We start from the raw sequence: 21,359 nt of genomic DNA, 5'->3' as shown, positions 1-21,359 counted from the left end.
CATGCCCCTGCCATCCCCCGTCCATCCCGTGAACGCCACGCATCACCGTTCCGGCAGCGCCACGCCGGTGCGGCGGATGCTGGCCGAGGAGACGCCGGTGGCGATGGTCTATGGCGGCACGACCCAGGCCGTGATGATGGCATCGCCCGCCGACCTGGAGGATTTCGCGGTCGGGTTTTCCCTGACCGAGGGGATCGTGACGGAGGCCGCGCAGATCGCGTCGATCGAGGTCATGGATCATCCGCGCGGGGTCGAGGCGCAGATGTGGCTGAGCGAGGACCGGGCCGAGGCGCTGGCCGCGCGGCGGCGCTTCATGGCGGGGCCGGTCGGGTGCGGGCTGTGCGGGATCGACAGCCTGGATCAGGCCACGCGGGGCTTGCCCGACCTGTCGGGCGTCGGGCCGGTGCTGGATGCGGCCCAGGTGGCGCAGGCGACCGATCTGTTGCGCGACTGGCAGCCCCTGCATGACCAGACCCGCGCCGTTCACGCGGCGGGGTTCCTGGTGCCGGGGCAGGGCATCGTCCTGGCACGCGAGGATGTGGGCCGCCACAACGCGCTGGACAAGCTGATCGGTGCGATGGCGCGGCAGGGCATCGATGCGGGGCAGGGTGCCTTTGTCCTGACCAGTCGCGTCAGCGTCGAGATGGTGCAGAAATGCGCCATCGCGGGGGCGGGCCTGCTGATTGCCGTGTCGGCGCCCACGGCCCATGCGCTGCGACTGGCCCAAGACGCCGGCATCACCGTCGCCGCCTTTGCGCGCGGCGAGGGCTTTGACCTGTTTTCCCACCCCGAACGGCTGAATGCCAAGGTATCCGATGTCGCCTGAAAAGATGGTCATGATGGCCAACCAGATCGCAACCTTCTTTGACAGCCAGCCCGGGGATTCCGCCGACAGGATCGCCGCGCATCTGAAGGATTACTGGGAACCGCGGATGCGGGCGCAGCTGCTGACCTATCTGGAAACAGGCGGTGGCGGGTTGAAGCCGTCGGTGCTGGCGGCGGCCGAACGACTTTAGCGGCAGGATGCAACCCTTGCCCGCCATCCGGTGTTGCGCTGGAGAATGGTGAACCAACGGGCCCGGGGACAGGCATTACATGCAGCAGAATTCGGACGTTTTCGACCTTGCCTCGGCAAAGGTCTGCGTGGTCATGAACCGCAGTTCGGGCAAGAAGAAGCATCAGGCCCTGACCGACAAGCTGCAGTCGCAGCTGGCCCCGGCCTGCGGCAGTTTCCAGCTGCGCCAAAGCCGCAAGGGATCGCAATTGCCGGCGCTGGCGCGCCAGGTCGCGACCGAAGGGTTCGATCTGGTGATCGCGGCGGGCGGTGACGGCACGCAATCGGCGGTGGCAGGCGCATTGGCGGGAACCGACACGGTGATGGGCGTGCTGCCCGGCGGGACCTTCAACTATTTCGCCCGCGATCTGGGCGTGGGCGAGGAGATCGACGCTGCGCTTGAGACCTTGCTGGACGGGCGGGTCGATGCCACCGACGTGGGCGACATCAACGACCTGATCTTTCTGAACAATGTCAGTCTTGGCGCCTATCCGCAGATCCTGAAGACCCGCGAAGGGATCTACAAGCGCTGGGGGCGGTCGCGGATCGCGGCCTATTGGTCGGTGCTGGTGGCGCTGCGTCGTCTGCGCCGCCCGATGCAGCTGATCGCCGAGGTCGACGGGCAGGAGCGTGAATATACCAGCGCCTTGGTCTTTGTCGCCCGCAGCGCCTATCAACTGGACAGTTTCGGGCTGGAGGGGGCCGATGGCATCCGCGAGGGCAAGTTCGCCGTGCTGATCGCCAAGGCCCGCCAGCCCCTGCCGCTGATGCGGTCCGCCTTGCGTCTGGCCATGGGGCACAGCGCCAAGGACAGCGATTTCGACCTGATCGTGACGGACCGGTTGCAGATGCGCACCCCCAAGAAACGTCAGTTGGTGGCGCATGACGGGGAAAAGACCGTGTTGCACAGCCCCTTCGACATGAAGGTGCGACATGGCGCACTGAAGGTGCTGTTGCCTGCGGACGGAAGCAACAAGACCGACGATGCGCGGGGGCGTTCGTGACCCGCATCCTGCATCTGACCGACCTGCATTTCGGATTTCACCGCAGCGAACTGATCGGCCCCCTGCTGAGCCGGATCGAGGCGTTGCGGCCCGATCTGGTGGTGGTGTCGGGCGACATCACCCATCGCGGCCTGCCAGCGCAGATGCAGCTGGCGCAGGATTTCCTGGGGCGGATCACCGCGCCGGTGATGCTGATGCCGGGCAATCACGACGTTCCACTGCTGAACCCCATCGCGCGGCTGTTCTGGCCGTTTTCGGGGTTCCGCGACCATTTCGGGCCCGATCTGACGCCGACGGCGCGGGTGGGGCAGGCGCAGGTCTTTGCACTGAACAGTGCCGATCCCTATTCCTGGCAGCGGGGCAAGATCCGGCGCGGAGAGATCGGGCGGGTGATCGGCGGGCTGGACCCGTCGGCCACCAATATCGTGGCGCTGCACCATCCCATGGAGCAGCTGCCCGGCATCGACAAGCAGCCCGCGCGCCGTGCCGACGAGGCGATGGGTCGCCTGCAGGCGGCGGGCGTCCATGTCGTCCTCAGCGGGCATCTGCATCGCTGGGCGGTGGACAAGGTGCTGGCGACCGGTCGCTGGCCGCAGATCCTGCAGGTGCAGGGCGGCACCGCGCTTTGCGCGCGGCTGAGCGACATGAAGAACGAGTTCGCGTTGCTGACCGTCGACGGGACCGAACTGCATGTCGAACATCACGTCGCGCCGATGGGTGTGAATGCCTTCGAGGAGCCGGTGATCAGCACCTATAGCCGGGCAAACGGCTCCTGGCGGCGCGTTTAAGCGTTGAGTTTCCCGGCAAACGCGCTTATAGCGGGCGCAGTCAAACGGGCGACATGGTCAGAACAGGCCGCTTACAGACGGGTCGGGTGTCAAGCCTCGACCCTTTGTCGTTGTCCGGACCGACATCATAAAGACCGGCGGAGCCAACCGTCAGGCCAGTAAAACACACATAAAGGATACTGAACACGCATGTGCGCTAAAGCGACTATGGAGGAGTTCGAGGCCCTTCTGAACGAAAGCCTCGAGATCGACACCCCGGACGAAGGTTCGGTTGTCAAAGGCCGTGTGATCGCCATCGAGGCAGGTCAGGCCATCATCGACGTCGGCTACAAGATGGAAGGCCGCGTCGATCTGAAAGAATTCGCGAACCCCGGTGAAGACGCCAACCTGAGCGTCGGCGACGAAGTCGAGGTCTATCTGGACCGCGTCGAGAACGCCCGTGGCGAAGCCAGCATCAGCCGTGAGAAGGCCCGCCGCGAGGAAGCCTGGGATCGTCTGGAAAAAGCCTATGGCGACGAAGAGCGTGTCGAAGGCGCCATCTTCGGCCGCGTCAAGGGCGGCTTCACGGTCGATCTGGGCGGCGCCGTCGCCTTCCTTCCCGGTTCGCAGGTCGATGTCCGCCCCGTGCGCGACGCCGGTCCGCTGATGGGTCTGAAGCAGCCCTTCCAGATCCTGAAGATGGATCGCCGCCGCGGCAACATCGTCGTGTCGCGTCGTGCCATCCTGGAAGAATCGCGTGCCGAACAGCGCGCCGAAGTCATCGCCAACCTGACCGAAGGTCAGACGGTCGACGGCGTGGTCAAGAACATCACCGAATACGGCGCCTTCGTCGATCTGGGCGGTGTTGACGGCCTGCTGCACGTCACCGACATGGCATGGCGTCGCGTCAACCACCCGTCCGAGATCCTGGCGATCGGCGAGACCGTCAAGGTCCAGGTCATCAAGATCAACAAGGACAGCCACCGCATCAGCCTGGGCATGAAGCAGCTGCAGGCCGATCCGTGGGATACGGTTGCCGACAAGTTCCCGATCGAGTCGGTCCACCAGGGCCGCGTGACCAACATCACCGATTACGGCGCCTTCGTGGAGCTGGAAGCCGGTGTCGAAGGCCTGGTCCACGTTTCGGAAATGAGCTGGACCAAGAAGAACGTCCATCCGGGCAAGATCGTCTCGACCAGCCAAGAAGTCGAAGTGATGGTGCTGGAGATCGACGAAGCCAAGCGTCGCGTTTCGCTGGGTCTGAAGCAGACCATGCGCAACCCGTGGGAAGTCTTTGCCGAAACCCACCCGACCGGCACCGTCATCGAAGGCGAAGTCAAGAACATCACCGAATTCGGTCTGTTCGTGGGTCTGGACGGCGACATCGACGGCATGGTTCACCTGTCGGACATCAGCTGGGATGCACGCGGCGAGGACGCGATCCAGGACTTCCGCAAGGGCGACGTCGTCAAGGCCGTCGTTCAGGACGTGGACGTCGAGAAGGAGCGTATCTCGCTGTCGATCAAGTCGCTTGAGAACGAAGGCATGGCGGAAGCCGTGGACGGCGTGAAGCGCGGCTCGATCATCACCGCCGAGATCACCGCGATCGAAGAGGGTGGCATCGAGGTCGAGTATAACGGCGTCAAGTCGTTCATCCGCCGCAGCGATCTGGCCCGTGACCGCCAGGACCAGCGCCCCGAGCGCTTCCAGGTCGGTGACAAGGTCGACGCGCGCGTGACCAATGTCGACACCAAGACCCGCCGTCTGGGCCTGTCGATCAAGGCACGCGAGATCGCCGAAGAAAAAGAAGCGATCGACCAGTATGGCAGCTCGGATTCGGGCGCGTCGCTGGGCGACATTCTTGGCGCGGCGCTGGGCAGCAAGAACTGATCCAGCCCAAAGGCCAAGCCACTGCCCGTCCCGGTTCTGCCGGGGCGGGCTTTTTTTTGCCCGATACGCATGCGCCCCGTCCAAGCGCCTTGCGCGAAACGGATAAAGCTGACAACGCTATGAAACCAGTGACTTCTGTGTCGCGTTGAGCGGGCTGACGGGGGCGATTACCCCCATTGAGCTGTTCCCGTCGCCAAGCGGCGTGAAGAACGCATCTATTTGGGGGAAGGCATGATCCGTTCCGAGCTGATCCAGATGATCTCTGACGAGAATCCGCATTTGTTCCGTCGCGATGTCGAGCGCATCGTCAACACCGTGTTCGAGGAAGTCATCGACGCCATGGCGCGTGGCGACCGGGTGGAACTGCGCGGTTTCGGCGCGTTTTCGGTCAAGCAGCGCGACAGCCGCGTCGGGCGCAATCCCCGGACCGGCGAGGCCGTGGAGGTCGAGGAAAAGCACGTCCCCTTCTTCAAGACCGGCAAGCTGTTGCGTGACAGGTTGAACGGCGACGCGTGAGCGTCGTAAAAGGGATCAAGCCTGGTGAGACCGGGCGGGACATATTCAAGGGACACCGCCCATGCGCTTCATCCGTCTGATCTTCGTGGCCTTCCTGGCATTGGTTCTGGTGGCCGTTGCCTTGGCGAACAGGCAGGTCGTCACGCTGTCGCTGTTCCCTGCCAATCTGGGGCAGTTTCTTGGGGGGACATGGTCGGTGGCGGTGCCGCTGTTCCTGGTCATCTTTGTCGCCTTCGCGCTTGGCATGCTGGCCGGCCTGATCTGGGAATGGATGCGTGAAGCCAAGATCCGCAAGACCGCCCGTCAGCGGAGCCGGAAGGTCGAGCAGCTGGAGAACGAGGTCGGGCAGCTGCGCGAAAACCATGCCGCGCCGCGCGACGACGTGCTGGCGATCCTTGAGCAGCCTTCGGTCAAGAGCCGCCCTGCAACCGGGCATGCCCAATTGCCCGCGGCGCGCTGAGCGGTGGCCGATGTCAAGATCTGCGGGCTGAGCAAGCCCGCGCATGTCCATGCAGCCGCCGAGGCCGGGGCGCGTTTTGTGGGGTTCGTATTTTTTGCCAGATCGCCGCGCGCCGTGACGGCGGATGAAGCGGCGCAACTGTCGCAGCTGGTCCCGATGGGCGTCGCGCAGGTCGGGTTGTTCGTGAACCCGGACGATGCGCTGCTGCAGCAGGTTCTGGCAAAGGTGCCGTTGGACATCATTCAGCTGCACGGGTCCGAGACGCCGGATCGGGTCACCGAGGTCAAGGAGCTGACGGGTTTGCCGGTGATGAAGGCGGTCGGCATCAGTGGGCCGGAGGATCTTCAGGCGCTGACGGATTACGGGCTGGTGGCCGATATGCTGCTGGTCGATGCCAAGCCGCCGAAAGGGGCCGATCTGCCCGGTGGCAATGGTCTGGCCTTTGACTGGCGGTTGCTGGTCGGGCGGCATTGGCTGCGCCCCTGGATGCTGGCGGGTGGTCTGACGCCCGAGAATGTGGCCGAGGCGGTACGGCTGACCGGGGCGCCGGTGGTCGATGTCAGCTCGGGCGTTGAATCGTCGCCGGGCGCGAAGGAATCGGGATTGATTTCCGCGTTTGTTGCGGCCGCGGCGGGTGATGTTGCGGGTTGACATGCGTGATGTTGCGTGGCGTTCGCCGGGGGTGTTGCGTGGTCAGGGCGTTGGAAAGACAAGGAAATCCTTCGGCGTGATGTAACCCGTGGTTTAGCGATTGACTTTGCGAACGGCCCAGGGTAGAACATTTACATGCTGGGAGAGATGGGCAAGCGGCCAAGGGAAACCTTGGGCCGCTTTTTTCGTCTTTCGGCTCGTGCGGACAGGACACGAGGCGGGACAGTTTGCATGAACGATATGGAATGGCGCGGGGGCACGACCTCCGAAGGACCTTTCGTGGCCGGATCTGTGCCTGAGAAGGCGGAGCTGCGGTTTCCCGAAATTGCCCCCGACGAGGACGAGATCACCGTCCTGAGGTGGCTGTTCTGGGATTACGTCAAGGACCTTCGGGGGCATCAGGCCGAGCTTGTGTCGGCCAAGGCCGGGGATCTTGACCCGGCCAGGCTGAAGAAGGCCATGGACACCGCAAAGACCGCCCGTGAGGCGGTCCAGCTGCTGATGGCGGAAAGGAACAAGGTTGACAAACTTCGCAGAGAGATCGCGGGCGGGGTCGCCGAAGGCTGCCTTGACCTTGACGCGGCACGAGATGAGATCGGGCGCCGCCTGGCTTGCCTCCGCCGGGCCGGAGGAGGTTGAGGCCTTCCTGGGCGGGCTGTCGGAAAACGCCTTGGGCAGCCTGCCGTGGCTGTTCGAATTCTGGGCCCTGCCGCACCAGTTGCCCCCCGAGGGCGACTGGAAAAGCTGGGTCATCATGGGGGGACGCGGCGCGGGCAAGACCCGCGCCGGGTCGGAATGGGTGCGCCAGATGGTCGAGGGACCGACCGTCGATGCGCCGGGGCAATGTCATCGGGCGGCGCTGGTCGGGGAAACCTTCGACCAGGTCCGCGAGGTGATGGTCTTTGGCGAAAGCGGCATCCTGGCCTGTTCGCCCCCCGATCGCCGTCCGGTCTGGGAGGCCGGGCGGCGCAGGTTGGTCTGGGCCAACGGGGCGACGGCGACGGTCTATTCGGCGCATGAACCCGAAGCGTTGCGCGGCCCCCAGTTCGACGCGGCCTGGGTCGATGAGCTGGCCAAGTGGAAGAAGGCCGAGGATGTCTGGGACATGCTGCAATTCGCGCTGCGGCTTGGGGCGCATCCGCAGCAGGTGATCACGACGACGCCGCGCAATGTCGGGGTGTTGAAGCGGATCCTGGGCAATGCCTCGACGGTGGTGACCCATGCGCCGACAGATGCGAACCGCGCCTATCTGGCCGAGAGCTTCCTGGCCGAGGTTCAGAGCCGTTATGGCGGGACGCGGTTGGGGCGGCAGGAGCTGGACGGGGTGCTGCTGGACGATATCGAAGGCGCGCTGTGGACGACGGCGGTGCTGGAAAGCGCGCGGGTGGATCAGCTGCCCAAGCTGGACCGCGTTGTCGTGGCGGTCGATCCGTCCGTGACGAATGGCCGGGCCAGCGACGAATGCGGGATCGTCGTCGCCGGCGTTGTCATGGAGGGCGAGCCGCGCGACTGGCGGGCCTATGTGCTGGAGGATGCCAGCGTGCGGGGCGGGCCGTCGGACTGGGCGCGGGCCGCGATTGCTGCGATGGACCGGCACGGGGCCGAGCGTCTGGTCGCCGAAGTCAACCAGGGTGGCGACATGGTCGAGAGCGTGATCCGGCAGATCGATCCGCTGGTGCCCTTCAAGGCGTTGCGGGCGTCACGCGGGAAGGGTTTGCGGGCCGAGCCTGTCGCCGCGCTTTATGAGCAGGGGCGGATCAGGCATGCGCGGCAGGGCGGTCTGGGACGGCTGGAGGACCAGATGTGCCAGATGACCGTGCGCGGCTTTGAGGGGCGTGGCAGCCCCGACAGGCTGGATGCCATGGTCTGGGCCATGCACGAGCTGATGATCGAGCCGGCCGCGAATTGGCGACGTCCGCAGATGCGGCGGCTTTAGCGGGCAGGGCGGGGGCATGGCCCCCAGGGAAATTGGACAACGAAGAAGGGGCTGACCTGCGGGTCGGCCCTTTTTCATGTCAGATGACGGAGGCGAAGATGGCGTTTCGGATGTTTTCACGGGAGGGCAAGCCCCAATCCGTGCCTGAGAGGAAGGCGAGTGCCACGGGCCGGGTCGTGGCCTTTGCCAGCGGCGGCGGGCGGACGGTCTGGTCGGCGCGCGACACGGGCAGCCTGACACGCGGCGGCTTTGTCGGAAATCCGGTGGGGTTCCGTTCGGTCAAGCTGATTGCCGAAGCGGCGGCGGCGGTGCCGTTGATCTGCGCCAACCGAGATCAGCGTTTCGAGATGCATCCGGTGATCGATCTGCTGCGCCGTCCCAATCCGGGGCAGGGTCGGGCCGAGCTGTTGGAGGCCTTGTTCGGGCAGATGCTGTTGTCGGGCAACGGATATCTGGAGGCGGTGGGTCTGACCGAGGCGGGCCTGCCCGAGGAGCTGCACGTGCTGCGCGCGGACCGGATGACCATCGTGCCGGGGGCGGATGGCTGGCCCGTCGCCTATGAATATGCGGTGGGGGGGCGCAAGCACCGGTTCGACATGACGGGCAGCCCCGATCCGATCTGCCACATCAAGAGCTTCCATCCCGTCGACGACCATTACGGATTGTCGCCCATGCAAGCGGCGGCGGTGGCCTTTGACGTGCATAACAGCGCCTCGGCCTGGTCGAAGGCATTGCTGGACAATGCGGCGCGGCCAAGCGGGGCGATCATCTACAAGGGGATGGACGGGCAGGGCACGCTGAGCGCCGATCAATATGATCGCCTGGTGGGCGAGATCGAGATGAACCACCAGGGCGCACGCAATGCGGGCCGGCCCATGTTGCTGGAGGGGGGCTTGGATTGGCGCCCGATGGGTTTCAGCCCCAGTGACATGGAGTTCCACGAGACGAAGCTGTCGGCGGCGCGGGAAATCGCCCTGGCCTTCGGCGTGCCGCCGATGCTGTTGGGGATTCCGGGCGATGCGACCTATGCCAATTATGCCGAGGCGCATCGGGCGTTCTATCGCCTGACGGTGCTGCCGCTGGCGACGCGGGTGACCGCCTCGGTCGCGTGGTGGCTGTCCGAGCATCTGGGCGAGGAGATCGAGCTGCGACCCGACCCCGACCAGATCCCGGCCCTGGCCGAGGATCGCAACCAGCAATGGGCGCGGATCGCGGCGGCGGATTTCCTGACGGATGCGGAAAAGCGCGCGCTGTTGGGCCTGCCCCCGATGGATGGGGGCTGAGAGGATGGAGGGCTCGCGTTTCGTCAAGGACGGTCTGTGGCAGGACCAGCGGATCGACGCGCAGGAACGGATCATGGCGCTGCAATTCGGGCAGGTCGAACGTCGGCTGGAGCGGATCGAGGCCATGATCGAAGGGCTGGAACGGCGCCTGTGGATGACCGTCTATGGCGTCGTTGCCGTGATCCTGACGCAGGCCGTCCAGGGGATACTGGATTATGCACCAAGAGGAGGCTGAAGGATGGTTCCGGGACTGGAAGTGAAATTCGCGGGCGGCGCGCCCGTGCTGTCCGACGGACAGGTGATCGAAGGCTATGCCAGCCTGTTCGGCCTGACCGACCAGGGCGGCGACGCGGTCGCGAAGGGGGCTTTCACGGCGTCCCTGGCGCGGCTGGCGGGCAAGGGGGACAAGGTGCGGATGCTGTGGCAGCACGATCCGACCCGCCCCATCGGTGTCTGGGACGAGATCCGCGAGGATGACGCGGGCCTGTGGGTCAAGGGCCGGCTGCTGCCCGAGGTGGCGCAGGCCCGCGAGGCGGCGGCGCTGATCCAGGCGGGGGCGATCGACGGGCTGTCGATCGGCTATCGCACCATCCGCGCCGAGCGCAGCCAGAAGGGCGCGCGCATCCTGACCGAGGTCGAGCTGTGGGAGGTGTCGCTGGTGACTTTCCCGATGCTGCCCGAGGCCAAGGTGGGGCGCAAGGACGCCGACGATCTGCGCGAGGTCGCAGCATTGTTCACGGCCGCGACGCAGGCGCTGCGCGGCTGACAGGTTTCAGGGATGCGCCCATGTCGCGCGTCCCGTTCAGGTTCGGACCAAGACCCCGATGCGGGTGGGTCCAGCAACAGGGGCGGTCGCCCCGATCATCGTGACGAGGAGAAGACCATGACCGAGGTGAAAGCCGCGGGCGGCGGCGACATGCCTGCCGATCTGCGCGGGGCCATGATGGGGTTCGTCAACGAACTCAAGGGCTTTCGCGAAGACATTCAGACCAAACTCAATGCACAGGAACACCGTATGACCATGATCGATCGCAAGACTGCACTGCGTGGCCGCGCCCCCCTTTCCGCAACCGCCGAGGTCGAAGTGCCGCATCAGAAGGCGTTCAACGCCTATCTGCGCAGCGGTGACGATGACGGCCTGCGCGGCCTGGTCATCGAGGAGAAGGGCCTGACCGTCGCCAGCGATGGCGGGTTCCTGGCGGCGCCGACCGTTGCCGCGTCTGTTCAGCAGGTGCTGCAGGGCGGTGCATCGCTGCGTCGTCTGGCCAATGTCGTGACCATCGAGAGCGCGGCCTATGAGGTGCTGGTCGACAAGGGCGACATGGGTGCGGGCTGGGCCACGGAAGCGGCGGCGGTCGAAGGCGCCGCGGGCGGGATCGAGCGGATCTCGATCCCGGTCCACGAGCTGTCCGCCATGCCCAAGGCCAGCCAGCGTCTGCTGGATGACGCGGCGTTCGATGTCGAGGGTTGGCTGGCGGAACGTATTGCCGACAAGTTTGCCCGTTCGGAAGCCGCGGCCTTTGTCGCCGGCGATGGCGTCGACAAGCCGCGCGGCTTTCTGGCCTATCCCACGGCGCTGAATGCGGCCGCGACGGACGGCCAGATCGGGACGGTGCTGACCGGAAAGTCGGCCGATTTCGCGCTGACCAACCAGGCCGATTGCCTGATCGACCTGATCTATGCGCTTGGTGCGAAATACCGTGCGAATGCGTCCTTCGTGATGAATTCGAAGACGGCCGCGCGCATCCGCAAGATGAAGGATGCCGATGGCCGCTTCCTGTGGAGCGATGCGCTGAGCGTCGGCCAGGTGCCGCAGCTGCTGGGCTATCCGGTGCTGATCAGCGAGGACATGCCCGACATCGCCGCCAACTCGAAGTCGGTGGCCTTCGGTGATTTCCACGCTGCCTATACCATCGTGGAGCGTCCCGACCTGCGCGTCCTGCGCGACCCCTTCAGCGCCAAGCCGCATGTCCTGTTCTATGCCACCAAGCGCGTCGGCGGCGGCGTGACCGATTTCCGCGCCGTCAAGCTGCTGCAGTTCACCTGATCCCCTTGCGGGACAGGTGAGGGGAAGGGGGCGCGCGCGTCGCCGGTCATACCGGTGAAGCAACTGTCCGCGCGTGCTGATGGCTGGCGTGCGGGCGCGTCCCCTTTCTTTCGTGAACCTGGACAAGACGGATCATCCCCCGGCCTGGGGGATGTGTCCTGGTGGATATGTGCGGACGGCAGGACGGGAGGTTCGCAAGATGATGCTGATAGAGGAAACGGCGCCAGCGGCGGAGGCGCTGCCGGTGGCGGCGCTGCGCGGGCATTTGAGGCTTGCCTCGGGCTTTGACGGGCCGGACGATGCCGCCGAGACGGCGGCGCTGACCGGATTTCTGCGCGCCGCGATCGCCACGATCGAGGCGCGGACGGGCAAGGTGCTGCTGAAGCGGCGCTTTCGGATGCAGCTGGACGATTGGCGCGACAGGCTGGGCCAGTCTCTGCCCTTGGCGCCGGTGCATTCGGTCGACAAGATCGAGATCGACGATGGGAACGGCACGATCACCGCGCTGTCTCCGGAAGGGTGGCGGCTGGTGCCGGACGGGCAGAGGCCGGTCATCCTGCCCACGGGGGTCGTGCTGCCGCATGTGCCGCGCCGGGGCAGCGTCACCGTCAGCTTCATCGCGGGCTTTGGCGATGCCTGGTCGCAGGTGCCTGCCGATCTGGCACAGGCGGTGATCCTGCTGGCGGCGCGGTATTATGACGACCGCAGTCAGGACGGCCTTCGCCAGGCACTGCCGTTCGGGGTCAGCGCGCTGATCGAGAAATGGCGGGCGGTGCGCACATTGGCCGGGCGCGGCCATCAGGGGTGGCGCTGATGGCGGTGCCGGATCTGAGAACGCAACTGACGCTTGAGCAGCCCGACCGGGTTGCGGACGGTCTTGGCGGGCATGTTGCGACGTGGCGGCAGCTTGGGGTGATTTGGGCGCAGATGGATGCCGGTTCCGGCCGCGAGGACGGCGCCATCAGCGCGGTGCGCTGGCGCATCACGGTGCGGGCGGCCCCCGTCGGCAACCCTCGGCGGCCCAAGGCGGGGCAGCGGTTTCGCCAAGGCGAACGGTTGTTCCTGATCGAAGCAGTCGCCGAGCGCGATCCGCAAGGCGCCTTCCTGACCTGCCACGCTCGAGAGGAGAATCCAACATGAGTTATGGTGCGGGCGTCGCCCTTCAGGCGGCGGTCTATCAGCAGCTTCGCAGCCACCCGGCCCTGGCCGACCTGATCGGCGATGCGATCTTCGATGCAATGCCCGTCGAGGCGCCGAGCGGCGTCCATGTGTCGCTGGGGACCGAGGATGCGCGCGACGCCAGCGATACCTCGGCGCGCGGATCGCGGCATGATTTCGTCATCTCGGTGATGTCGGGCAGCGATGGTGCGGGCTTTGGTGCCGTCAAGGCGGCGGCGGTGGCCGTGGCCGATGCGCTTGAGGATGTTCCCCTGCAGCTGTCGCGGGGGCGGCTTGCAGGTTTGTGGTTTTTGCGCGCTTCGGCGCGTCGAGTGAAAAATGGTGCCGCCCGGCGGGTCGATCTGACCTTTCGCGCGCGCATCGATCTGATCTGAGGAGACAGGATCATGGCAGTACAGAATGGACGCGATCTTCTGATCAAGATGGACATGTTGGGTGACGGATCGTTCGAGACTGTGGCGGGCCTGCGTGCCACGCGCCTGTCCTTCAACGCCGAAACCATCGACGTGACCAGCATGGAGAGCGAGGGAGGCTGGCGCGAGTTGCTGGGGGGTGCGGGCGTGCGCAGCGCCTCGGTTTCCGGTTCGGGCGTGTTTCGCGACGAGGCCAGCGACGGTCGGGCGCGGCAGGTCTTCTTCGACGGCGAACTGCCGCAGTTCCAGATCATCATTCCGGATTTCGGCCAGGTGTCCGGCCCGTTCCAGATCACATCGCTGGAATATGCAGGAACCCATGACGGCGAGGCCACCTATGAGATCTCGATGGCGTCGGCGGGCGTGTTGCAGTTCGAGGCGATGTGATGGCCAATCCGATGCGAGGCGAGGTGGAGATCGTGCTGGATGGCCAGCCCCACATCGCACGTCTGACCCTTGGCGCGCTGGCCCAGCTTGAAGCCAGGCTGGCGGAGGGCAGCCTGGCCGACCTGGTCAGACGTCTTGAGGAAGGGCGCTTTTCAAGTGGTGACATCGTGGCGGTGCTGGTGGCAGGGCTGCGCGGCGGCGGATGGGGCGGCAGTGCCGAGGATCTGCTGGAACAGCAGATCGAGGGCGGACCGCTGGCCGGAGCCCGCGCCGCCGCCCAATTGATCGCCCTAGCGTTTCGGGACGTCACATGATGGCCGGTTCGACGCTGGATTGGCCGGGGCTGATGCGCGCCGGAATGCGCGATCTGAGGCTGATGCCGGACCAGTTCTGGCAGCTGACGCCGGCCGAGTTGGCCCTGATGCTGGGCGTCGAACCCGCTCCTGCCCGCATGACGCGCGATCGCCTGGCGGATCTGCTGATGAAATTTCCCGACACGCCCGGCAAGGCGGGCGTGTCGGCGCAACCGGATGGGGTGGCTGATGGCGCTGAATGACGATGTCGGGTCTTCGTTGGACCTGCTGGAGGAGGATCTGGGCCGCAACGCCCAGATGACCAGCGAATTTGAAAAGGAACTGGGCCGCCTGCGCCAGTCGATGCTGTTCACCTCGCGCGAGGTGACGACATTGTCTTCGGGACTTGAACGCGGGCTGGGACGGGCCATCGATGGATTGGTGCTGGACGGTGGCAAGCTGTCGGACGCGCTGAAAACGGTGGGCCAGTCTTTGGCAGACACCGTCTATTCCATTGCGATGAAACCGGTCGAAACCGCGCTGGCGGGTTCGCTGGCTGGTGGCGTGGCGTCGATCATGGGGAATGGCAGCTTTGGCCAGGCCATCACGCCCTTTGCCAAGGGGGGAGCCTTTTCCCAAGGCCGAGCCACGGCGGTCGGTGGGATAGCCAGCGCGCCCACCGCGTTTCCCATGCGGGGCGGCACCGGCCTGATGGGCGAGGCTGGTCCCGAGGCGATCATGCCCCTGCAGCGCGGCGCCGATGGCAAACTGGGGGTCGCCGCAGCGGGCAGAGGAGGTGGAGTCAACGTGACGTTCAACATCCAGACGCCCGACGTCGCGGGCTTCAAGCGGAGCCAGTCGCAGATCGCCGCCCAGATGTCGCGCGTCCTTGCACGCGGCGACCGCAACAGCTGAAACGAGGTAGCATCATGGCATTTCATGAGGTGAGATTTCCTGCGGGCCTGTCCTTCGGCGCCATCGGCGGCCCGGAAAGGCGGACCGAGATCGTGTCCATGGCCAATGGTTTCGAGCAGCGCAATACGCCCTGGGTCCATGCCCGCCGTCGCTTCGACGCGGGCATGGGCCTGCGGTCCCTGGACGATCTGAGTGCCGTCATCGCGTTCTTTGAAGCGCGCGCAGGTCAGTTGCACGGGTTTCGCTGGAAGGATTGGACGGATCACAAAAGCTGCCTTCCCTCGGTTGCGCCCGTGTTCAGTGATCAGGTCATTGCCACGGGTGATGGGCAGACCCGCAGGTTCCAGCTGACGAAAGAGTATCGATCGGGCGACACGGTCTATCGAAGGCTGATCACCAAGCCGGTGCTGAACACGGTCCGTGCAGGCATCGGTGGCGTCGAGGTCTTCATCGGGACCAATTATGAGGTTGATCATGCCTCTGGCATCATCACCTTCGGTGCGGCACCCGAGACCGGAGCGGAAATTACGGCTGGGTATGAATTTGACCTGCCGGTGCGGTTCGATACGGACCGGATCGCGGTTTCGGTCGCGTCGTTCCAGGCGGGACAGGTCCCCGACATTCCGGTGATCGAGGTGCGGCTATGACCACGACGACAATCGCGCGGGCCTGGTCCGTCCGACGCAGCGACGGCATGACCCTTGGGTTTACGGACCATGACGCGCCATTGGCCTTTGGCGGCATAACCTATCGCCCGGATATGGGGTTGACCGCGCAGGCCATCGCGCAGGCCACCGGACTTGGGGTGGACAACACCGAGGTTTCGGGCGCGCTGGACGATGATGCGATCACCGAACGTGATCTGATGGCGGGTCGTTGGGACGACGCGCAATTGCAGATGTGGAATGTGGACTGGTCCGATCTGACGCAACGGACCTTGGTCTTCAAGGGGACCCTGGGCGAAGTGACGCGCGTCAACGGTGCATTCCGGGCCGAACTGCGCGGCTTGGCCGACCGGTTGAACGCTCCTCAGGGCCGGGTCTTCCACCCCCGCTGCGCGGCGCGTCTTGGCGACGGTGCCTGCAAGGTAGATCTGAACAGCGAGGTGATGGCTGTGCAGTTGACGGTGGCCGAGGTCAAGGATGCGCGGATCTTCACGTTCAAGGATTTCCCGCGCTTTGCCGGAGACTGGTTCGAACATGGCCGGCTGTTGATCCTGGACGGATCAGCCGAGGGACTGCACGGCATCGTCAAAAACGATACCGCGCATGAGGACGGCAGCCGGACGATCGAATTGTGGTCGGCTCTTTCTGTTCCTCCCGGGCCGGGTGATGGGCTTAGGCTGATTGCGGGATGCAACAAGGCCGCTGCGACCTGCAGGCTGAAGTTCAACAATTTCCTGAACTTTCGCGGATTTCCGCATCTGCCTCCCGAGGATTGGCTGATGGCGCCGCAGGCGGGTGCGCGCCATGGATGAGGCGATCGTCGCGGCGGCGCGCGAATGGCTGGGCACGCCCTATGTCCATCAGGCCAGCGTCAAGGGATGCGGCGCGGACTGCCTGGGCTTGATCCGGGGTGTGTGGCGTCAGCTTCATGGGACCGAGCCCGAAGCGACCCCAGCCTACACCGCAGATTGGGCCGAATGCGGACAGACCGAGGTATTGCACGACGCGGCGATGCGTCATCTGGTGCCAGTCGCACCCCGGGATGACTGGCGGATCGGTCAGGTCCTGCTTTTTCGCATGCGTCAGGGTGCCATCGCGAAGCATCTGGGCATCCTGTCCGTCGCAGGAGCCGAGGCGCGCTTTCTGCACGCCTATACTTATCACGGGGTGATCGAAAGCCCGCTGACACGGCCCTGGCAGTCTAGGGTCGCCGCGCGCTTCCGCTTTCCCTGAGCATTTCCATCAAAGGAGGCCCTTATGGCCACGATTGTCCTGTCAGCGGTCGGTGCATCGCTTGGCGCGGGTTTTGGCGGTGCCGTTCTTGGGCTGTCGGGTGCAGTTCTGGGCCGCGCGGCCGGTGCCTTGGCCGGTCGCGTCATCGATCAACGTTTGTTGGGCGGAGGGTCCAAGGCCGTCGAGACCGGGCGCATCGACCGTCTGCGCATACAGACCGCAGGAGAGGGCATTGCGATCCCGCGGGTCTGGGGCCAGATGCGTCTTCCCGGTCATGTCATCTGGGCCTCGCCGTTGGAGGAGGTCACGCGTTCGGAGGGCGGTGGCGGCAAGGGCGCACCCAAGCCGCAGGTCACGCAGATCAGCTATCGACTATCGCTGGCATTGGCGTTGTGCGAGGGACCCATCCTCAGCGTCGGGCGGGTCTGGGCCGATGGCGAAGAGATTGCCGCCGACGATCTGAACATGCGTGTCTATGGCGGTGACGAAGGCCAGATGCCCGACCCGGTCATCGCCGCCCATGAAGGCGATGAGGCACCTGCCTATCGCGGCGTCGCCTATGTGGTGCTGGAGAACCTGTCCCTGGAACGCTGGGGCAACCGCATGCCACAGCTGAGCTTTGAGGTGACATGTCCGGCGCGTGACGGATCGGGCCTGTGCCGGGACGTGCGGGCTGTCGCGCTGATTCCCGGGACGGGGGAATACTCGCTGGCGACGACGCCTGTTTCAACCGGCGAAGATCTGGGAGAGAGCCGCAGCTTCAACGTGAATACGCCGATGGGGGGGACCGATTTCTCGGCTTCACTGGATGTCTTGGGTCGTGAACTTCCGAATGTGGGTTCGGTGTCCATGGTCGTATCCTGGTTTGGCAGCGATCTGCGGATCGGACATTGCACGGTCCAGCCAAAGGTCGAGTTCAGGGAAGTCGATGGCGACGAGATGCCGTGGCACGCAGGCGGCATTGGTCGCGCGGCCGCGCAGGAGGTCGCGCGCAAGGAAGGACGCCCCATCTATGGCGGGACGCCCGCCGACCGGGCCGTGATCGAAGGACTGCGGGCGCTGTCTGCGACGGGACGAAAGGCGATCTTTTATCCTTTCATTCTGATGGAGCAACTTGCCGGCAACAACTTGCCGGATCCCTATGGCGATGGCGAACAGCCGGTCATGCCATGGCGTGGCCGCGTGACCACCAGCGTTGCCCCGGGCCTGCCGGGTACTTCGGACATGACCCAGGCTGCTGTCGACGAAGTGGCGCAATTCTTTGGCCAGGCAAAGAGCGACGATTTTCACCGCCTTGGTGACAGCGTCATCTATGTCGGCCCCGAGGAATGGTCCTATCGCCGTTTCATCCTGCATTATGCGCATCTGTGCGCGGTTGCCGGAACTACCGACGCCTTCCTGATCGGGTCCGAGATGGTTGCCATGACCCGCATCCGGGGACCCCAGAACAGCTACCCAGCCGTCGAGGCGCTGCGTCGGTTGGCGGCCGATGTTCGGGTAGTCCTGGGCCCGGGTGTCAAGATTGGCTATGCGTCGGACTGGTCCGAATATTTCGGACATCATCCGGGCGATGGCGAGCTGTTCTTTCATCTGGACCCGCTTTGGGCCGACCCGAATATCGACTTCATCGGCATCGACAATTACATGCCGTTGTCGGATTGGCGCGATGGCGACGATCACCTGGATGCGCATTGGGGGCGGATCGACAATATCGACTATCTCAAGGCGAATGTCGCGGGTGGCGAGGGCTATGATTGGTTCTATGCGAGCGATGCAGACCGTGATGCGCAGATCAGGACGCCGATCACCGATGGCACTTATGACGAGCCTTGGGTTTGGCGTTACAAGGATCTGGCGGGATGGTGGCAGAACCTGCACTATGACCGTCCGCAGGGTGTGCGACAGCGGCAGGCCACGGCATGGGTGCCGGGGTCCAAACCGATCTGGTTCACCGAACTGGGCTGCGCAGCGCTGAACAAGGCGACAAATCAGCCCAACAAGTTCCTAGATGCCATGAGCTCGGAGAGCATGCTGCCGCATTATTCGAACGGGGTGCGCGACGATGCGATACAGGCGGCCTATGTCGAAGCATCGATGGGGTTCTGGAATGATCCAGCCAACAATCCGCGCAATTCCGACGGCATGGCGATGCTGGATACCAACAGGGCGCATGTCTGGTGCTGGGATGCGCGACCTTATCCGGCATTCCCGGGGCGGGACGATCTGTGGTCCGACGGCCCGGCCTGGGATCGGGGGCACTGGCTGAATGGTCGTGCAGGCGCTGTCACCCTGCGGGCGGTGGTTCGCGACCTGTGTCGCCTTGCTGGTGTTCAGGATGTCGACGTCAGCGAGATTTCGGGCGTGGTCCGGGGTTATGTCCTGCAAGGCAGCGAATCCGCCCGCGCCGCGCTGCAGCCCCTGATGCTGGCCCATGGCTTCGATGTGATCGAGCGGGATGGCAAACTGAAATTCATCGCGCGCGACGGACTTGCGAAGGCACGGGTCGGTGCCGATGAACTTGCCATTGCGGATGACATTTCGGGATTTGAGACGACGCGCCTGGCCGATAGCGCCATGACGGGCCGGATCAGGCTGAGCCACGTTGCGGCTGGCGGAGACTATTCGGTGGCGACTGCGGAATCCACCTTGGCGGATGATGCCCGGCAAGCTGTTTCCGATAGCGAATTCGCCATGTCCCTGACCCGACCCGAAGGTCAGGCCATAGCAGATCGCTGGATCGCCGAGGCCGAGGTGGCGCGGGATACCGCGCGCTTTGCCCTGCCGCCGTCAATGGCGGATTTGGGTCCGGGCGACGTGATCCTGTCCAGCATACCCGGCCAAGAGGTCCTGCGCTGGCGCATCGACCGCGTTGAACGGGCAGGGGCGATGACTGTCGATGCGGTGCGGGTCGACCTTGGGATCTACTCCCCGCGTCTGCGCTATCAGGAGCAGGGGGGGATTGGTCGCTACTCGCCACCGACACCGGTGCATCCCATCTTTCTGGATCTGCCGCTGTTGCGCGGAGACGAGGTCCCGCATGCACCCCATCTGGCGGTTGCGGCTTATCCTTGGCCCGGGACGGTCGCAGCCTATGCCTCGGTCGATGACGAAGGCGGGTTCGATACCAACCTGCTGCTTGATCGCCGTTCGCTGATCGGGCGGACATTGACACCCTTGGCGCGGGCGCGTCCGGGCGTCATCGACAGGGGGGCGCCGCTGCAGCTTCGGTTGACCAACGATCCGCTTTGGTCCGTGACCGAACGCGCGCTGCTGTCGGGGGCGAATGCGCTGGCGATCGGTGACGGCACGATCGACGGATGGGAGGTCATGCAATTCGCCAAGGCAGAGCTGATTGCCCCCAATATCTGGCAGATCAGCAAGCGGCTCCGGGGGCAGGCGGGTACCGACGCGATCATGCCCGATATCTGGCCCGCGGGAAGCCTGGTGGTTCTTTTGGACGGTTCGCCCAAACAGGTCGATCTGCCCCCTTCTACGCGTGGACAAGAGCGTTTCTGGCGGATCGGGCCGGCGCTTCGCAGTCCGGATGATGCCAGCTATCGCAGTCTTGCAACGGTCGCGCCGGGTGTCGGCCTGCGCCCCTATTCGCCATGCCATCTTCGGATGGAGGGGCGGCACCTGTCATGGATCAGGCGTGGCCGGGTTGAGAGTGATGGATGGGATGGTTCGGACATCCCTCTGGGCGAGGAAACCGAGAGCTATCTTCTGCAACTTGAGCAGGAGGGGCGTCTTTTCTTCGAGACGCAGACATCCAGCCCGCATCTGACATTGCCGGATCTGGCATGGGTCCAGATCAAGCCTGGACGGCTCACCGTCCGGGTCTGCCAGTTGTCGCGCACCTTCGGTCGCGGCCCTTTTGCAAGGAGAGATTTCGATGTCCAATGAAACCGCGCGTCTTCAGATGCCGCTGCTGCAACCGGCCCAGGCCCAGAAACACGTGACCGTCAACGAGGCGCTGATGCGGCTCGACGGTCTGGTGAACATGGTTCTGCAAAGCACGTCGGTCGCCATCCCGCCCGAGGTCTCGGTGGACGGCCAGTGCTGGGGCGTGCCGCAGAGCCCATTGGGGGACTGGGCGGGGCATGCGGGGCAGGTGGCGGTCGCGACGAACGGGGGATGGGTCTTCGTGCCTGCCGCGCGGGGTATGCAGGCCTTCGTCGCCGATCGGGGCGTGACGGCCATCTGCGATGGCAGCCATTGGGTCGCGGGCGCGCAAAGCCTTGGCACGTTCGGGTCTGGATTGGTGTCCGGCATGGCCGAGGCCGAGTTTGACGTGACAACTGGGGCGTCGATGATCACCGATGTGTTCATCCCGGCGGGTGCCATGGTCATTGGTGCCGTCGCGCGTGTCGTGGAGCCGATCACGGGGACCTTGACCAGCTGGCGGATCGGGACGAATGGCGCAGCCAATCGATTTGGCCAGAACCTTGGCAAGGATGCAGGGTCTTGGGCAAGGGGGATGCTGGGAAGCCCCATGACATATTACCAACCCGAGCCTTTGACGATCTCGGCCGAGGGCGGCAACTTTGCCGGCGGGCGCATCAGGCTGGCCGTGCATTGGTGGGAGCTGCGTCTGCCTCTCTGACGAGCTTGGGTCCGCCCGGCTTTTCCCTGTCGCAAATCTGGTTTATGACGTGAAGACGAGCGA

The 21,359-nt window shown here is 65.0% G+C and carries 26 protein-coding genes; all 26 read left to right on the top strand.

Annotated elements, in window-relative coordinates; genetic code table 11:
• Position 1 precedes the first annotated feature (1 nt).
• Entirely contained in the window at positions 2 to 826 is an 825-nt protein-coding gene (fdhD, locus tag IE00_RS14370) for a formate dehydrogenase accessory sulfurtransferase FdhD (protein WP_072297890.1), read from the top strand.
• The gene (locus tag IE00_RS14365) at positions 816 to 1,016 is read left to right on the top strand and encodes a formate dehydrogenase subunit delta (protein ID WP_072297889.1); all 201 of its coding nucleotides are present in this window, start codon (positions 816 to 818) and stop codon (positions 1,014 to 1,016) included. Before fdhD ends, IE00_RS14365 begins: the two co-directional genes overlap by 11 nt.
• A 79-nt stretch (positions 1,017 to 1,095) precedes the next feature.
• On the top strand, positions 1,096 to 2,058 hold the full coding sequence (locus IE00_RS14360; RefSeq protein ID WP_072297888.1) for a diacylglycerol kinase family protein: 963 nt from the start codon (positions 1,096 to 1,098) through the stop codon (positions 2,056 to 2,058).
• A complete protein-coding gene (locus IE00_RS14355; protein ID WP_072297887.1) occupies positions 2,055 to 2,846 on the top strand; it encodes a metallophosphoesterase in 792 nt (263 codons plus the stop codon). The genes IE00_RS14360 and IE00_RS14355 overlap by 4 nt, the downstream gene beginning before the upstream one ends.
• Positions 2,847 to 3,035: 189 nt before the next feature.
• Positions 3,036 to 4,715: a 30S ribosomal protein S1 gene (gene rpsA, locus IE00_RS14350; protein WP_072297886.1), complete on the top strand. Its 1,680-nt coding sequence runs from the start codon at positions 3,036 to 3,038 to the stop codon at positions 4,713 to 4,715.
• A gap of 231 nt (positions 4,716 to 4,946) precedes the next feature.
• Positions 4,947 to 5,231: an integration host factor subunit beta gene (gene ihfB / locus IE00_RS14345; protein WP_072297885.1), complete on the top strand. Its 285-nt coding sequence runs from the start codon at positions 4,947 to 4,949 to the stop codon at positions 5,229 to 5,231.
• Positions 5,232 to 5,292: 61 nt separating this feature from the next.
• Positions 5,293 to 5,691 carry a LapA family protein gene (locus IE00_RS14340; protein ID WP_072297884.1) on the top strand — a complete coding sequence of 133 codons (399 nt, stop codon included), beginning with the start codon at positions 5,293 to 5,295 and terminating at the stop codon, positions 5,689 to 5,691.
• A gap of 3 nt (positions 5,692 to 5,694) precedes the next feature.
• Entirely contained in the window at positions 5,695 to 6,342 is a 648-nt protein-coding gene (locus IE00_RS14335; protein WP_072297883.1) for a phosphoribosylanthranilate isomerase, read from the top strand.
• Positions 6,343 to 6,477: 135 nt separating this feature from the next.
• Positions 6,478 to 6,981: a permease gene (locus tag IE00_RS14330; protein ID WP_240493912.1), complete on the top strand. Its 504-nt coding sequence runs from the start codon at positions 6,478 to 6,480 to the stop codon at positions 6,979 to 6,981.
• On the top strand, positions 6,932 to 8,278 hold the full coding sequence (locus IE00_RS14325; RefSeq protein WP_072297882.1) for a DNA-packaging protein: 1,347 nt from the start codon (positions 6,932 to 6,934) through the stop codon (positions 8,276 to 8,278). The genes IE00_RS14330 and IE00_RS14325 overlap by 50 nt, the downstream gene beginning before the upstream one ends.
• Positions 8,279 to 8,376: 98 nt before the next feature.
• Positions 8,377 to 9,561, top strand: coding sequence for a phage portal protein (locus tag IE00_RS14320; protein ID WP_072297953.1), 1,185 nt, complete (start codon positions 8,377 to 8,379; stop codon positions 9,559 to 9,561).
• A gap of 4 nt (positions 9,562 to 9,565) precedes the next feature.
• Positions 9,566 to 9,796, top strand: coding sequence for a hypothetical protein (locus IE00_RS14315; RefSeq protein WP_072297881.1), 231 nt, complete (start codon positions 9,566 to 9,568; stop codon positions 9,794 to 9,796).
• A 3-nt stretch (positions 9,797 to 9,799) separates the two neighbouring features.
• On the top strand, positions 9,800 to 10,327 hold the full coding sequence (locus tag IE00_RS14310) for an HK97 family phage prohead protease (protein ID WP_072297880.1): 528 nt from the start codon (positions 9,800 to 9,802) through the stop codon (positions 10,325 to 10,327).
• 117 nt (positions 10,328 to 10,444) lie between these two features.
• Positions 10,445 to 11,608: a phage major capsid protein gene (locus IE00_RS14305; protein WP_072297879.1), complete on the top strand. Its 1,164-nt coding sequence runs from the start codon at positions 10,445 to 10,447 to the stop codon at positions 11,606 to 11,608.
• Positions 11,609 to 11,807: 199 nt separating this feature from the next.
• The gene (locus IE00_RS14300) at positions 11,808 to 12,422 is read left to right on the top strand and encodes a hypothetical protein (RefSeq protein WP_072297878.1); all 615 of its coding nucleotides are present in this window, start codon (positions 11,808 to 11,810) and stop codon (positions 12,420 to 12,422) included.
• Positions 12,422 to 12,748: a head-tail adaptor protein gene (locus IE00_RS14295; RefSeq protein ID WP_072297877.1), complete on the top strand. Its 327-nt coding sequence runs from the start codon at positions 12,422 to 12,424 to the stop codon at positions 12,746 to 12,748. The genes IE00_RS14300 and IE00_RS14295 overlap by 1 nt, the downstream gene beginning before the upstream one ends.
• Positions 12,745 to 13,161: a DUF3168 domain-containing protein gene (locus IE00_RS14290; RefSeq protein WP_072297876.1), complete on the top strand. Its 417-nt coding sequence runs from the start codon at positions 12,745 to 12,747 to the stop codon at positions 13,159 to 13,161. The genes IE00_RS14295 and IE00_RS14290 overlap by 4 nt, the downstream gene beginning before the upstream one ends.
• Positions 13,162 to 13,173: 12 nt before the next feature.
• Positions 13,174 to 13,587, top strand: coding sequence for a phage major tail protein, TP901-1 family (locus IE00_RS14285; protein ID WP_072297875.1), 414 nt, complete (start codon positions 13,174 to 13,176; stop codon positions 13,585 to 13,587).
• Positions 13,587 to 13,901 (top strand): gene transfer agent family protein, encoded by a 315-nt coding sequence (locus IE00_RS14280; RefSeq protein ID WP_072297874.1) that lies wholly within the window; start codon positions 13,587 to 13,589, stop codon positions 13,899 to 13,901. Before IE00_RS14285 ends, IE00_RS14280 begins: the two co-directional genes overlap by 1 nt.
• Complete coding sequence (locus tag IE00_RS14275; protein ID WP_331498074.1) at positions 13,898 to 14,143, top strand: rcc01693 family protein; 246 nt, start codon at positions 13,898 to 13,900, stop codon at positions 14,141 to 14,143. Before IE00_RS14280 ends, IE00_RS14275 begins: the two co-directional genes overlap by 4 nt.
• The gene (locus IE00_RS14270) at positions 14,130 to 14,795 is read left to right on the top strand and encodes a phage tail tape measure protein (protein ID WP_072297951.1); all 666 of its coding nucleotides are present in this window, start codon (positions 14,130 to 14,132) and stop codon (positions 14,793 to 14,795) included. Before IE00_RS14275 ends, IE00_RS14270 begins: the two co-directional genes overlap by 14 nt.
• Before the next feature lie 14 nt (positions 14,796 to 14,809).
• A complete protein-coding gene (locus IE00_RS14265) occupies positions 14,810 to 15,442 on the top strand; it encodes a DUF2460 domain-containing protein (protein ID WP_072297873.1) in 633 nt (210 codons plus the stop codon).
• Entirely contained in the window at positions 15,439 to 16,272 is an 834-nt protein-coding gene (locus IE00_RS14260) for a DUF2163 domain-containing protein (protein WP_072297872.1), read from the top strand. Before IE00_RS14265 ends, IE00_RS14260 begins: the two co-directional genes overlap by 4 nt.
• On the top strand, positions 16,265 to 16,693 hold the full coding sequence (locus IE00_RS14255; protein WP_072297871.1) for an NlpC/P60 family protein: 429 nt from the start codon (positions 16,265 to 16,267) through the stop codon (positions 16,691 to 16,693). Before IE00_RS14260 ends, IE00_RS14255 begins: the two co-directional genes overlap by 8 nt.
• A 24-nt stretch (positions 16,694 to 16,717) precedes the next feature.
• Positions 16,718 to 20,596: a glycoside hydrolase/phage tail family protein gene (locus IE00_RS14250; protein WP_072297870.1), complete on the top strand. Its 3,879-nt coding sequence runs from the start codon at positions 16,718 to 16,720 to the stop codon at positions 20,594 to 20,596.
• Positions 20,586 to 21,296, top strand: coding sequence for a DUF2793 domain-containing protein (locus tag IE00_RS14245; protein ID WP_072297869.1), 711 nt, complete (start codon positions 20,586 to 20,588; stop codon positions 21,294 to 21,296). Before IE00_RS14250 ends, IE00_RS14245 begins: the two co-directional genes overlap by 11 nt.
• Positions 21,297 to 21,359 lie beyond the last annotated feature (63 nt).

The sequence above is a fragment of the Paracoccus sp. SM22M-07 genome, assembly GCF_001887735.1.
Classification (GTDB): Bacteria; Pseudomonadota; Alphaproteobacteria; order Rhodobacterales; family Rhodobacteraceae; genus Paracoccus.
Note: the sequence above shows the minus strand (reverse complement) of the source record. Positions and strands in the feature narration are given on the sequence as shown.